This window comes from Blautia sp. OF03-13, from assembly GCF_003460685.1.
Classification (GTDB): domain Bacteria; phylum Bacillota; class Clostridia; order Lachnospirales; family Lachnospiraceae; genus Fusicatenibacter; species Fusicatenibacter saccharivorans.
In genome coordinates, this window is the sequence record NZ_QTVR01000006.1 from 177063 (window position 1) to 190557 (window position 13495).

A 13495-nucleotide genomic window follows, 5' to 3' on the forward strand; every position below is an offset into this window, starting at 1 on the left:
CCCTTTATGCTTCTTTTTCAATCAGAACACAGCCGCACGGAGGTACTTCAACAAAAAGTTTTCCATTTTCCGGAGAAATGGCTTCTCCGGTTACCGCGTTTTTCCATGTTCCGTCGCAAGATGCAGGAATCCAGACTCCCGCACTCTGGTTTTCATCATTATTTACTGCTGTGATCAGAGCGTCTGTCTCATCCAGGCGTGCAAAGGCATACTGGCGGTTGGTCAGCATGAGTTCGCGGTATCTTCCCGTTCGTGCTGCAGGATGTTTTTTTCTGACGTCTGATAATGTTTTGATCCATGCCGGAAGTTTTTCTGCCGGCGGATTTTTCTCCAGTTCTTCCAGATTCAGCGCCGGACGCAGCGGATCGTCGTTTCCGCCTTCTTTTCTTCCCTCGATGCCGAATTCCGATCCGTAATAGATGGACGGGATGCCCGGCAGGAAGTACAGCAGCGCATAAATTGGAATCATGTTTTCTTTTACGTTCAGCTTGCTGGCCAGACGGTCTACGTCGTGATTGTCAACGAAGCTGTACAGTTTCTTTCCTTTGTAAATGCCGCCGTTTTCGTCAAATTCGCGGCGGATCGTATGTGCAATTTCGAAGTAGTTATGATCGTTATGTCCCGAATAAAGTCCTTTGTGAAGCTCGTAGTTTGTGACACTGTGCAGCAGATGCTGGCCGTCTCCGATGTAGCGCGCATAGTCGCCGTGGATGACTTCGCCCATCAGCCAGAAGTCCTGTTTTTTGGCGGATGTGCGTGCGCGCATCTGCTCCATGAAGCCGAAATCCAGGCAGTCGGCGCAGTCGAGACGGATGCCGTCGATGTCGAATTCGTCGATCCAGAAGTCGATGACATCAAGGAGATAGTCGCGGACCTGCTGGTTCTGGAGATTCAGGTTGACGAGTTCGAAGCAGTTTCTCCATGCTTCGTAGGAGAATCCGTCGTTATAGCAGGTGTTTCCGCCGAACCAGATTCCTTTGTACCATCCGCAGTACGGGGACTGTTCTCTTTTTTCCTGAATGTCGCGGAAGGCAAAGAATTCGCGGCCGGTGTGGTTGAAGACACCGTCTACGACGACTTTGATGCCGAGTTCGTGGGCTTTTTTTACGTATGCGGCAAAGTCCGCGTTGTCGCCTAAGCGGCGGTCTACCTGTTTGTAATCTTTTGTGTCGTATCCATGTGTGGTTGATTCAAACAAGGGGCCGATATAGATTGCGGTACAACCGAGATCTGCGATGTGCGGAAGCCACTGTTCCAGTGTGGAAAAGCGGTGTACGGTTTCTTCCGATTCATTTTTTCTCGCGCGCCGGTCAGTCCGATCGGATAGATGTGATAAAATTCTGCCTCTTCATACCATGGTGCCATTTTGTTTGTCCTCCTTGTTTTTGGGTTATGAGTAAATTCCATACATGAACTGGTGTACCAGACGGTAGACTTCTTCGTCCCGGACGACGAGGTTGGAAAGATCGGATTGATCTCCTGCTGTCATCATCAGGTAGTGCATCAGGATTCCGGAGAAGCCTACGGCGAATTGTTCCTGACGGCCGTTCATGTTGCCGAGTTCGGCGCTGGCGTTGTCGAAGACGTCGACGCACAGGTGATAGAACCGGTCAATCATGGGGTATACGGTGCGGAAGCCTTCGCTTTTTCTTCCGGAATAGAACAGTGCCATCATCAGCATATGGAATTTCGGGTCTTCGGAGGCTCCGTTGAAGAAGGCACGCGCGATGCGGTACAGTTTTTCGGGGATGTTTTTCCCGGTTTCGGAGGCTTCGATGAGTTTTTGTTCCATAGGCTGAAAGTGCTCGTTTAGCAGGGCTTCGAGGAGGCCTTGTTTGCTGCCGAAGTAATAGTACAGGGTTGGTTTGGATACTCCGGCGGAGTCTACGATCTGCTGAACACCGACGGCGTCGTACCCGCTTTCGTAGAAGAGGGTCAGAGCTGAGTTCATGATTAGCTGACGATTGTCCATTTTGAATCCTCTTTGTTGCGGAAGGGACGCTCTCTGGAGTTCGCCTGGCCGCGGTGTGTTTGGGTGGTTGTTTGTTACGTGTGAGTTGGCATTTGTTTTGGTTTAAAATGCTTTTGTTGATTTTGTATTTAAGAAGTCTGCTTTTGTGTGTGATGGTCGAATTGCGTGAGTTTTTGGCAATTTTGACGAATTTTATTGGATTTTGCAGGTTTCTTATGTGTGTTTCTGTTATCATTATACCAATCGGTATATAAAAAGTCAATGCGAAATATATAATGGATGAAAATAGATGCATAGAAAAAGAACCGGCGGGGAAATCTTTAGTTTAGTTCTCAGATTTCTCTGTCGGTTCTTTTCTTATTTTCTGATACTGTTTTTATACGAACTGAACCTCACATGACTAAAGTCACGTGCTTCAGACCGCTTTAGGCGGCAGACAAAATATCGGCGGATACGCCTGTTTCTTAGATCTTGCGCGGATACGCGCTTCTTCCATGCCGGATACGGCAGGTCTCCACATAACAGGTAGTCCACGGTATATCTGCCTGTGTTTATGCTGCTTTTCGCAGTTCCATTTCTGAAATTAAGTCTCTCAAATCCGCATAAACACATGAGGTTCTACTCTTTACTGCAGGAACTTTTGCCTCCAGCAAAGACCTTTCCGTTGCCGGTAAGGGTTTTAAAATTTCACGGATAAAATATCTTGCTCCAATATTGTACGATGCAGATAATCCTCCTTCTGCATTTTTTTGCATTTTCTCTTTTTGTTCTCCAATTGCTGTTTTCCTTCAGATGCCGTATAATGGAAACAGCATTTTTCAAATTCAAATTAAGGAGAACATAAACTGATGATACGATTTAATAATGACTACAATCACGGTGCGCACCCGGAGATTCTGGAGGCGCTGGGGGCTATTAATGGGAACAGTTATGGTGGATATGGGGAGGATGAATGGTGTGAGAAGGCTGCGGAGCTGATTCGGGAGAAGATTCGTTGTGCGGATGCGGCGGTTCATTTTTTTCCGGGGGCGACGCAGGCGAATTTTATTGTGACGGCGGCAGCGCTTTCGCCGGTGCAGAGTGTGATTGCGGCGGATACTGGACATATTAACTGCCATGAGGCGGCTTCGATTGAAAATACCGGGCATAAGATTCTGGAGCTGCCGAATACGGATGGTAAAATTTCGGCGGAACAGATTGCGGCGTGTGCGGCGGCTTATTATGAAGGCGGTGAGCCGGAGTATCTGACGGAGCCGAAGATGGTATATCTTTCATTTCCGACTGAGCAGGGAACGCTGTATTCGCTGCAGGAGCTGACGAAGATTCACGAGGTCTGCCGGAAGTATGATATGTATCTGTTTGTGGACGGGGCACGGCTTGGATACGGGCTTGGATCAGAAAAGAATGATGTTTCTCTCGAGGATCTCGCTGCTCTCACAGATGTTTTCTATTTCGGCGGAACGAAATGCGGTGCGCTGTTTGGTGAGGCCGTTGTGCTTACAGCTGACTCGCTGAAAAAGCGGTTCAAAGCCTACATGAAACAGAACGGCGCTGTTCTCGCAAAGGGATGGCTGCTCGGACTGCAGTTCCACTGCCTGCTGGGGCATGATCTTTATTTTACTGCGACACGCCGCGCCGATGAACTTGCCATGAAACTCCGCAAAGCATTTGCGGCGCAGGGGATTCCATTCTGGGTGGAGAGTTTTACGAATCAGCAGTTTGTGATTCTCACCGATGCGCAGAAGGAAACTCTGGAAAAACGCTATATTTTCGAGCCAATGGGGAAATCCGCGGACGGCGGAAATATTGCGCGGTTCTGCACCAGCTGGGCAACGACGGAAGAGGAAGTGCAGACACTGATTGATGACCTCAAAGCTTTATAATTTTTGTCCAAAACGGCATTCTGCAAACACCGGCGATCTCTAAATCTGCTTTGCAAATTCAAAGAAAAAGCTGTACCGGTGTGCCACGAAAATGCAGATTTTTCCTTGTTTTACTCCGAGAAAGGAATCTTTATGTCTCATAAAATTGGTATTACCGCCTGCTCCAACCCCATGCATCCTTCCTTTTCCGCCGATCTGGCGCGTCTCTGTCAGATTCTGCGGAAGCTGGGCTTCGATCCTGTTTTAAGCCCCTGCCTCTTCGACAACGGTTCCGGCTTTTCCGGCACGGGCGCGGAGCGGGCGGATGCATTGATGAACCTTTACTGTGACCCAGAAATCACGGATATTTTTGATGTTTCCGGCGGCGATATGGCGAATGAAGTTCTGCCGTATCTGGATTTTTCTGTCATCGCCGCCTCCGGCAAGCGCTTCTGGGGATACAGTGATCTCACAACGATTGTCAATGCTGTCACGACTGCGACTGGAAATGAGTCGATGCTGTATCAGGTTCGAAATCTGCTGTACGACCACAGCGCCGAACAGATCACTCTGTTCCAAAACGCTTTTCCGGGCAGTCTCCCAGCCTCTTCGACCTCCCTTGCACATTTCTGCAGGGCGATCACATGGAAGGTGTGATGATCGGCGGAAATATCCGCTGTTTTCTGAAGCTCGCCGGAACGGATTTTCAGCCGGATTTCCGCGGAAAAATCCTGCTCCTCGAAGCCATGGGCGGCGGCGTTCCGCAGATGGTTACGTTTCTGTCCCAGCTGAAAATGATGCATGCCTTTGAACAGATCAATGGTATTCTCCTCGGAACATTTTCCCAGATGGAACGCGACCAGCTGACGCCGGATATGCCGCAGCTTGTCCGCCAGGCGGCCGGACCGGATCTCCCGATTGCAAGGACTCCGTATATCGGCCACGGCACGGATGCACATGCCGCCGTGATCGGCAAATTTTATCAGATTTCTTCTGACTGATATACATCCGCGTAGCGCACGCCGAACTCCTCTGCGTCTGCATGGCGTTCCATATAGATATCAATGTGGCCGTACGGCGTGCCGCGGTCCTCGACCGTGTAAATTTTTCCGCCGATATTCAGCTTCGTTCCAAACGGCAGAACGCCGGTTGCAATGGTCCGGCCCTGCACCGGCATTTTTCCGGATGCGGTCGGGCCGCCCGCCCAGCGGCCACAGCAAACGGCGCAGTTGCAGTAAGCGGTCAGTTTAAAATTGCCGAGATATTTTCCCGAAGCGCTTTCCAACCGATCACCTGCGGTACTGTTTTCTGCACTTGTATTCTGCACATTTTCTGCTCCCGCCTTCTGTTTTCCACCATTCCCGTTTTCTGTTGTCTGGTTATCCACAGAGTTTCCTTCTTTTCTCCCATTATCCACATCTCCCGTTTCTACTTTGCTCTCACGTATTTCCTCCGAAATCACCCGCACAGCAAATTCTGTCGATTTCTCATAGTTAAAATCTGAAATCAGAATCCCCGTCGCCTCGCTTCCAGCGTGGATTACTTTTCCATCACCGAGATAAATCATGACATGGTAAATAAACCCGCTCTCCCGCTGGTAAAACAGCAGGTCACCAGGCTTTGCCTCCTGCACCGGAATGCGTGTTCCAGCTTTCGCCTGCTGGCGTGAGGTTCTCGGAAGGGTATACCCGAAATTAGCAAAAATCTGCTGGGCAAAGCCGGAACAGTCGCAGCCGTTTGTAAGACTCGTCCCGCCCCAGACGTACGGATTTCCCAGGAATTTTTTCGCGTACTGCAGGACCTCGCCGCGCGCTTCGTCAGAAGAAAGAAGTGTTCTCGTCGTTGCATATGTATAGGTGTACGCCTTATTATTCCATGGCTTCACCCACATTTCCGCCATGGGAAAACTTTCCTCCTGCCAACGGTTTACCTCTTTTTCAGCCTCTTCTCCGCGCAGGAGATACCGCGCGCAGACAAATCCACGGACATCGCCGGATTCCACATAAACCCAGTCAGAATCCGCATCCGCTAAAATATAACAGAGGCTTCCCTTCGGCAGGATTCCGACGATTTTCTGATTTGTGCCTTTTCCTTCGCGGACGTGAAGCCAGGAATTCACATCGGCGATAGCATATGTTTTTTCAACCGTATGAAACAGCCACGGCATACGGGAAATCGTGACTTTTTCAGCTTCTGCCGCCTGCCACTCACTGTAGCTTTCCCGCGTACGCTCAGCTTCCTGCTCTGCCGAAAAGACAGGTTCAGCCTCGGCGGCTGGCGGTTCCGCAGACTGTGATAAATCAGAATCCGAAGAGACTTCTGCCGTCTTGTCTCCACCAGTTGCATCATCACTTCCTGCAGATCCGTTTTCTTCCTCCGGCGGTTCCATCTGCTCCCCATCTCCGCCGCCGATTTCTTCCTGCCCCGGCCATGGATCGTTGGAAATATCTTCCCCTTCGCCCGGCCACGGTCCATCCATTTCACTGTTTCCCGGTGTTTCCGTCATGTCTCCCTGATCTCCCGGTTCTGGATTTTCCGGCTCCTCTGGCTCTGTCTCGCCTGCCTCTCCCGGTTCTGCATTTTCCGGCCCCTCTGGCTCTGTCTCGCCCGTTTTTCCCGGTTCCGTCATTCCTGCATTCTCTCCGCCGTCAGGCTCCTGCGGTTCCGGTTCCTCCGGGACTGTCTCATCTTCTTTTCCCTCGGATCCACTTTCCTCTTCCATCTCATCATTCTGCGTACCTTCCGGTTCTGTCACCTCTTCCGCTTCCGCAGGTGCCTCCTCCGCCGCATCTTCCTCCACGCAAAAAGAAGCAGCCCCAACGGCTGCTTCCCCTGCAATCTCAATTCCAATCTGTCCCGGATCGGCCGTTTCCTCTTCTGCTGCATAAACGGCTGTCGGGTTTCCCAGTGTCACTGCGAGCGCACCGATCATCGCGGCGCGCACCAGCTCGGCGCATTTGTCGCCCATCATTGTTTTATCAACCATTTTCGCTTTCTCCTATTCAATTTGTACGGTCAGACAAACCTGTTCCGAACAAATACATAAATAGAAGAAACACCCATGGTATCGCTCCCTATTCCTCTGTTTGAAACAGTCTGACCGCATTTTTTTCTGTCATCTCAATGACTTCTTCTTCGGAAATTCCCTTGATCTCTGCAATTTCCCGCACAACGTACGGCAGATACAGAGAAGAATTTCTTTTTCCCCGGTACGGAACCGGTGCCAGATACGGACTGTCTGTTTCCAGCAGAATACGCTCCATCGGAGCCATCTGAACCACTTCTTTGATCTTCTTCGCATTCTTGAACGTCACCACACCGCCAATGCCAAGATAAAATCCCATTTTCAGGTATTCCTCCGCCATTTCTGCGGAGTAGGAAAAACAATGAATTACGCCGCCGATCTCCTCCGATTTTTCCTCTTTCATGACACGGAGCGTATCAGCTGCCGCTTCCCTGCTGTGGATGATCATCGGAAGTTTTTCCTCGCGCGCAAGCGCAATCTGACGGCGGAACCAATACTGCTGTTTTTCGTGATTTTCCTTGTCCCAGTAGTAATCAAGGCCAATCTCTCCGACCGCAACCGCCTTTTCCAGACGGCAGAGTCCCCGCATCCGCTCCATCACATCCTCGTTCAGGTCGCCCACCTCATCCGGATGAAGACCGAACGCGCCGTAGATGAACGGATACGCTTCCATCAGTTTTCTTGTATTTTCCAGTGATTCCAGATTTGCCGAGACATTGATGATACGCCCGATCCCGTTTTCCTGCATCGAGGAAAGCAGCTCTGCGCGGTCTTCATCAAATTTCTCATCGTCATAATGTGCATGTGTTTCAAATATCATATCCGAATTTCTCCTTAAAAAAACGAAACAGAAACGGAAGAAAGCTCTGCATAGCCTTCCCCTGTTTCCGTTTCCACGTTTATCCATCCTATCGTTCGTTGTTTTCGTAAAAGTAAAGTGCGCCGCTGCGCCTGTGCTTATTATAACGCATTCATTTTTCCCGCGTCAACCAGGAAACGAAAAAATATGCCGGATTCCGATAAGATCACCGCCGTGCCGCAATCTCGTCCAGCAGGCAGCCAGCCACTTCGTCTTTTCCCATCAGCGGAAGCTCCTTGATGCCGTCCTTCGTGATCAGCGTCACCACATTCGTCGCCACACCGAAGCCGGCACCCTCTGTCTTCAAATTGTTTGCCGCGATCATGTCCAGATGCTTCTTCTCCAGCTTTGCACGCGAGTTTTCCACCATGTTCTCGGTTTCCATCGAGAAGCCGCACACAAACAACCCCGGATGACGGTTCTTTTCCACCCATCCCAGAATATCGTCGGTGCGCTCCAGCGGAATGCTCATGTCACCGTCCTTCTTTTTGATTTTCTGATCCGCCACCGTCACAGGCCGGTAATCAGCAACCGCGGCCGCCTTAATCAGAATATCCGTCTCCGGCAATGTCTCCCGCACCGCCTCCAGCATGTCCTTCGCCGTCGTCACCGGTCGCATCGCAACGCCTGGAACCGGGGCTAATGAAACCGGGCCGGAAATCAGCGTTACCTGCGCGCCGCGGAGCATCGCCTCCCGCGCAATCGCGTATCCCATGCGGCCGCTGCTATGGTTCGTCAGATACCGCACCGGATCGAGGGATTCCTGCGTCGGGCCTGCAGTCACGGTGACACGCACACCAGCGAGCGTCTTTTCGCGGGCAAGCTCCATCGCGATATAATCGAGCAGCACCTCCGGGTCCGGCAGTTTTCCTTTTCCGACGTCCTTGCACGCCAGCATTCCCACGGTCGGCTCGATGATGCCGAAACCGTATTTTTTCAGCGTCGCCAGATTATCCTGCGTAATCGGATTTTCCAGCATCGCCGTATTCATCGCCGGAGAGACCAGCTTTTTGCACTTCGCTGCGAGCACCACCGTTGTCAGCATATCATCTGCAATGCCGTGTGCCATTTTTGCAATCACATTGGCGGTAGCCGGGGCAATCATAATCAGATCCGCCGCTTTTGCCAGCGAAATATGCGTCACCTCATATTTAAAATCACGCGCAAACGTATCGACCACGCAGCGGTTGTTGGTCAGCGTCTCGAACGTCAGCGGGGTGATGAACTGCGTCGCGTTTTCGGTCATGATGACATGCACGTCTGCTCCGGCTTTCCGAAGACCGCTCGCCACATTTGCCATTTTATAGGCGGCAATTCCGCCTGTCACACCAAGTACAACACATTTTCCGTCAAGATTTTCCATTGTAACTCCGTTCTGCTGCCTCGAAGCAACTTTTTTCCTATGATAGTTTTAAGTATAGCAGACAAAAAAACAGATTACAACCAATCCTGTTTGCCATTGATGCAAAAAGGCTTTATAATAAAAGGACAAAAGAGCTCTACTTTTAAAATAATCGCGAGGTATTTTTATGATTTTAGCCATTGATATCGGGAACACAACCGTTACGCTCGGCGGCGTCCGGACCGCACCGCAGCAAGCGTATTCCCTCGAATTCACAGCCCGGATTGACATCAACCACACCTGGTCTGCCAGCCAGTATGAATCTGCGATCGAGCAGCTTTTTGAAGACAAGAATCTTTCCCCGTCCGACTTTCGGGGCGTCATCATTTCCAGCGTTGTTCCGTCGGTTCTGACGCTTCTGCAGGAATGTGTCCGTAATCTGTTCGGCACAGAACCGCTGCTCGTCACATCCGAAAGTGATCTCGGCATGACATTTTCCATCCCGGAACCGGAAAAAGTAGGCCGCGACCGCCTCGTTGATGCAGCCTGGGCCGCCGCACATTATCCGCTGCCGGTCATCACCGTGGATCTTGGAACAGCGACGACCTTCAATGTCATCCGGGAAAACAGCGTCTTCTGCGGCGGCGCCATCGCACCGGGACTCGATATGGGACTTGGCGCCCTCTCCGAGCGGACCGCCCAGCTCCCGCGGCTCGACCTCCAGATCCCGAAACGCATCATTGGCAGAAACACCGAAGAATGCATTCTCTCCGGCACCATCGTCGGCATGGCCGCGATGCTCGACGGAATGGTCCAGCGCATCGAAGCCGAACTCGGCTCCCCCGCCACCCTCATCCTCACCGGCGGCGCGGCACGCTTCGTCGAACCGCTCGTTTTACATCCTCATATCTATGACCCGAACCTTCTGCTGAAAGGGCTGGCGTTCCTGTGTGAGCGGAATTGTGCAAATTAAAATCGTACTTCCAAATATTCATCAGACTTTTTCATTCTGCATGACGTTAAAAAGCGTGTCTGTTCTCCAGGCACGCTTTTCTCTATTTTTCTATGGAATCGTAACCCTTCTTTGTGTTGCCTCTCCGCTTTTCAGTTTTTCCTGATTCTCCTCTTTCAGTTTTAAAATACACGGGCGAATGCTTTCATCATACGTTTCTGTTGTCTGAAGTACATGACCATTGTATACAATCACATCATCGGAATACAGAAATACAAGCGCCATCTGATTCATCTCATGATCGTAGATCAGAACATACCAGTTATAATCATACAAAATCCTCTCTGTCATGTTGAATACCTGTTTTGGCTTCTGGCAGGAAATTTTTTCTCCGTAAATGGTCGAGAGAATTTCGTCCATCTCCTCCGGATGATCCTCGCGCGTGATCGCAAAGGACATTCCGGCTCCGGTGTCTTCCGGGATATAAAGATAAATCATCTCGGCTTTGTCCGTATCAAAGGTTTCGATTTCCTGCAGCAGTTCCTGATCCGATTTTTCTGAGATGAAATCTGCTGCCGTCAGGAAAACATCTGTCGTACCCCGCTCAGGACCAATGGGATTTTCTTTCTGTGTATACACCGCCGTCATTCTTTTTACCAGACATCCTGCAATCACGCAAAGGATCACTCCAGCTAACACAGTGATTTTTCTCTTTTTCATACGTTTCAAGGAAATCACCTCTCTTCCAAAACAGACATTCCGGGAACCTTCCAAAAGTTGAATTTTCTCTTTTCAGTATATCATGAATTTTTCCGGGACACACTCTTTTCCTTCTCCCTATGCACGGAAAAACTCCCGGCACTGCCGGGAGTTTATGACTTTCTTATTTCATAGTAACTATTCAGAACCCCATCTCGATTCCGCTTGCGCTGCATCTCGATGTTGCTTCTCGCCATATGAAATTCCAGAAAACCGTTCATTCATGCAAGCATGATTCACGATTTTCTTCCATTTCGCATGGCTCTGAATAGTTACATTTCATATTACTTTTTCACCTGCTCATATACCAGTCCCGGATAAGCTTCGAGGCTGACACCGTTTTTTTCAAACATTGGAAATGCTTCTGCGCCGTATGCGCATACGGCGGTTGCCATGCTTGTCTGTTCAGTGTAGCTCTCCCAGTTGTCGGCAGTAAGGCCAGGCTGGTATGCTTCCCAGGCAGTTTCGTATTCGGTGCTCTTATCGGAAGGAATCGCATCTTTCAGGCTCTCGCCGGACCAGACGGCAAGCTGATCTGCTTTTTTGTAAGTATATTCCGGGAGCTGATCGTCGCCCAGCGACTGGTACAGCTCATAGCGGGTAATGGAGTCTTTGGAACTTCCGTAGGATTTTTCCATCTCTTTTTTCACGGTATCCATATCGGCATCATCCGGGTAGGTGATGTCTACTTCGCACAATACTGGTTTTCCCGTCGCTCCGATCTGATCGAGGTTGATAAACTGAAACATGACTCTGGAAGTTTGCTCGCCGAAAACAGTGGCTTCTGTATCTACTGCGATCGCGGCTGCACTGTTAGTTTCGGAGAAAATTTCCACCTGGTCCCGATCCAGATTCCAGTCGGCAAGCACTTCATCCACCGTTTTCCCCCATCCGGTATCCGGCGGCGTAATTTCCTTGCTGCTCTCTTTCGCTCCCTGACATCCAGTCAGCAACAGAGCACACATTGCAAAAATACCTGCTAATTTTTTATTCATACACCTGCATCTCCTTTCCGCTTTGTTATTTTTTTCACATACTTTTTTGTTAGCCCTATACTACCATATATTCTTCTGAAAATCTATGACGTTTGGTGAAAATTTTCTTACATTTTTCTTATGCATTCGATTTAAATCAAAGAAAAAGCAACAACATCCCTTATAGAAATTCTCTACCGCTATTTAAAAACGCTCCCCTAGTATCTATAACGCAAGGGGAGCGTCTATTTTCAATTAGTTCGCTTGTTCTGATAATCGAGTTTTGCTTAAGCTCTCTCCCAGCGGCCTCCCGGGGCTGAAGATATAACACAATAAGCAATATTCAAACTTGAGGTTCCAGCTTTAATATACGAACGACAGGACCGTCCACACTCTAAAGTCGAATATGTAATCATCTGCGTATTATTTGGAGTATAGTGATATGGGGTTCCTCCAGCAGGATTTGAAATTGTTTTTGTAATATCATCATACTGGAATCCCACCTCTGGTGAATATTTGGATGTCTGCATTAAACTACTTGCTTTCATAGAGGTTCCGTAGTTCAGTGTTGTTTCAAACCAATTAATTCGTACCTTTAATGCCTGACGGTCATTTGTCACGGATACTTTCATGGTTGCATAAATGCTGTACTGGCTAAGCTGCCCCGTATTGCTTACAATATCAGTGATTGCTACTCTTTGCTGATGCTCGTCTACAATCAACAAACCCGTTGAAATAATATCCTGCTCGCTGCCATTTTCATCCACTACCTGTGTGATTGACAAATAATCATCCGGCTTTGCATCAATGGCGCGGGTCTTCATCTGTTTTTCCTGATATTGTTCAATTGCAACCTTAATTACGTCACTTTCATTCGTGATGTGATTGTTTAAAACCTCTTCATACACTCTGTTTTTTAATTCTGCATTTGTTTCTGCTTTTACTGTTGTAGCAAATACACTAGTCATCACCAAAGCTAACATACAGAAGCCGATTGCTGTTAACGCATTTTTCAATCTTTCTTGCATAAATAACTCCCTCTCTTTCGATTTGCAAAATTAATCACTGCTATTAATTCTCTTCTGCATTGGACTTTTCTCCTTCCTTCATTTTGCCTGTTAGCCTAGGCTCATTTAAAGCCTGGATTCAGTTTTTCACATTTCTTTATAGTCTTATATTACACTTAAAAGCCCAAAAAGTTTATGATGTTAAATGAAAGTAAGCGCAAAATATTGCTACGTTACTCATGAATTACGCTTGCACCAAAATGATAGATGCAAGCGTTTTACTCTATTTTAGTTTTGACAGTTCGTTTTCGCAGTCTCGCTCCATGGGGCAAGCTGTTCCAACTGTTCATCTGACATTTTATCGTCTGGCCGCTGTGATAAGAGGTATGTCAGATATTTATAGGTATTCAGATCATTCGCTTTTGCCATCTCGACCATTGTATACACAATAGCACTGGAGGCAGCTCCTTTCGGACTGGCACTGAACAGCCAGTTCTTCCGGCCGACAGTGAATGGCCTGATTGCATTCTCGCTAAGATTATTGGACAAACTGCAATGACCGTCTTCCAGATAAGTCATCAGGGTGTCTTTCCGATTTTGGGCATAGTTTACCGCTTTCGCCAAACGGGTTCCTTTGTTTGGGCGCTGTTGATCCAGCCAATTCCAGAATGCCTCCAGTATCGGCTTCTCCTTTTCAAGACGAAATTGTTTTCTCTGCTCCGCAGTGTGATTTTTTGCTTTTG

General features: G+C 48.9%; 13 protein-coding genes and 1 pseudogene. 4 read left to right on the forward strand and 10 right to left on the reverse strand.

Translation table 11 applies throughout. The features are described from left to right. Positions 1 to 4: 4 nt before the first annotated feature. The 3 genes and pseudogenes from DXA55_RS06610 to DXA55_RS06620 all read right to left on the reverse strand — a co-directional run bounded on the left by DXA55_RS06610 (position 5) and on the right by DXA55_RS06620 (position 2727). A pseudogene (locus DXA55_RS06610) lies at positions 5 to 1365 on the reverse strand (alpha-amylase family glycosyl hydrolase). Between the two features lie 25 nt (positions 1366 to 1390). Further along, complete coding sequence (locus DXA55_RS06615) at positions 1391 to 1951, reverse strand: TetR/AcrR family transcriptional regulator (protein ID WP_226906355.1); 561 nt, start codon at positions 1949 to 1951, stop codon at positions 1391 to 1393. Positions 1952 to 2523: 572 nt separating this feature from the next. Further along, entirely contained in the window at positions 2524 to 2727 is a 204-nt protein-coding gene (locus tag DXA55_RS06620) for a hypothetical protein (protein WP_055220935.1), read from the reverse strand. A gap of 93 nt (positions 2728 to 2820) precedes the next feature. Here DXA55_RS06620 and DXA55_RS06625 point away from each other — a divergent pair, with 93 nt between their 5' ends. The 3 genes from DXA55_RS06625 (at position 2821) to DXA55_RS06635 (ending at position 4835) form a co-directional block, all read left to right on the forward strand. Then, complete coding sequence (locus tag DXA55_RS06625) at positions 2821 to 3855, forward strand: threonine aldolase family protein (protein WP_022461126.1); 1035 nt, start codon at positions 2821 to 2823, stop codon at positions 3853 to 3855. Positions 3856 to 3987: 132 nt separating this feature from the next. Further along, the gene (locus DXA55_RS06630) at positions 3988 to 4491 is read left to right on the forward strand and encodes an LD-carboxypeptidase (protein ID WP_147341996.1); all 504 of its coding nucleotides are present in this window, start codon (positions 3988 to 3990) and stop codon (positions 4489 to 4491) included. Then, positions 4479 to 4835: a hypothetical protein gene (locus tag DXA55_RS06635; protein WP_117813430.1), complete on the forward strand. Its 357-nt coding sequence runs from the start codon at positions 4479 to 4481 to the stop codon at positions 4833 to 4835. Before DXA55_RS06630 ends, DXA55_RS06635 begins: the two co-directional genes overlap by 13 nt. Here DXA55_RS06635 and DXA55_RS06640 read toward each other — a convergent pair. The 3 genes from DXA55_RS06640 to coaBC form a co-directional block, all read right to left on the reverse strand. Then, positions 4817 to 6820 (reverse strand): NlpC/P60 family protein, encoded by a 2004-nt coding sequence (locus DXA55_RS06640; RefSeq protein WP_117813431.1) that lies wholly within the window; start codon positions 6818 to 6820, stop codon positions 4817 to 4819. The two genes, DXA55_RS06635 and DXA55_RS06640, sit on opposite strands and share 19 nt — an antisense overlap. A gap of 88 nt (positions 6821 to 6908) precedes the next feature. Then, positions 6909 to 7679, reverse strand: a complete 771-nt coding sequence (locus DXA55_RS06645) for a TatD family hydrolase (protein WP_117813433.1) — start codon at positions 7677 to 7679, stop codon at positions 6909 to 6911. A gap of 205 nt (positions 7680 to 7884) precedes the next feature. Then, on the reverse strand, positions 7885 to 9081 hold the full coding sequence (gene coaBC / locus DXA55_RS06650; RefSeq protein WP_117813435.1) for a bifunctional phosphopantothenoylcysteine decarboxylase/phosphopantothenate--cysteine ligase CoaBC: 1197 nt from the start codon (positions 9079 to 9081) through the stop codon (positions 7885 to 7887). A 166-nt stretch (positions 9082 to 9247) separates the two neighbouring features. Between coaBC and DXA55_RS06655 the strand changes: the two genes are divergently transcribed. Next, the gene (locus DXA55_RS06655) at positions 9248 to 10033 is read left to right on the forward strand and encodes a type III pantothenate kinase (RefSeq protein WP_055220943.1); all 786 of its coding nucleotides are present in this window, start codon (positions 9248 to 9250) and stop codon (positions 10031 to 10033) included. 90 nt (positions 10034 to 10123) lie between these two features. On the opposite strand, the gene DXA55_RS06660 is transcribed toward DXA55_RS06655, so the two are convergent. The 4 genes from DXA55_RS06660 to DXA55_RS06675 all read right to left on the reverse strand — a co-directional run. Continuing rightward, on the reverse strand, positions 10124 to 10732 hold the full coding sequence (locus tag DXA55_RS06660; protein ID WP_147341997.1) for a hypothetical protein: 609 nt from the start codon (positions 10730 to 10732) through the stop codon (positions 10124 to 10126). 323 nt (positions 10733 to 11055) lie between these two features. After that, a complete protein-coding gene (locus DXA55_RS06665) occupies positions 11056 to 11766 on the reverse strand; it encodes a hypothetical protein (protein WP_117813437.1) in 711 nt (236 codons plus the stop codon). A 266-nt stretch (positions 11767 to 12032) separates the two neighbouring features. After that, positions 12033 to 12773: a hypothetical protein gene (locus DXA55_RS06670; RefSeq protein WP_022461191.1), complete on the reverse strand. Its 741-nt coding sequence runs from the start codon at positions 12771 to 12773 to the stop codon at positions 12033 to 12035. A gap of 267 nt (positions 12774 to 13040) precedes the next feature. Next, positions 13041 to 13495: IS66 family transposase (locus tag DXA55_RS06675; RefSeq protein ID WP_147341998.1), on the reverse strand; the 455-nt coding region annotated here is incomplete at its 5' end.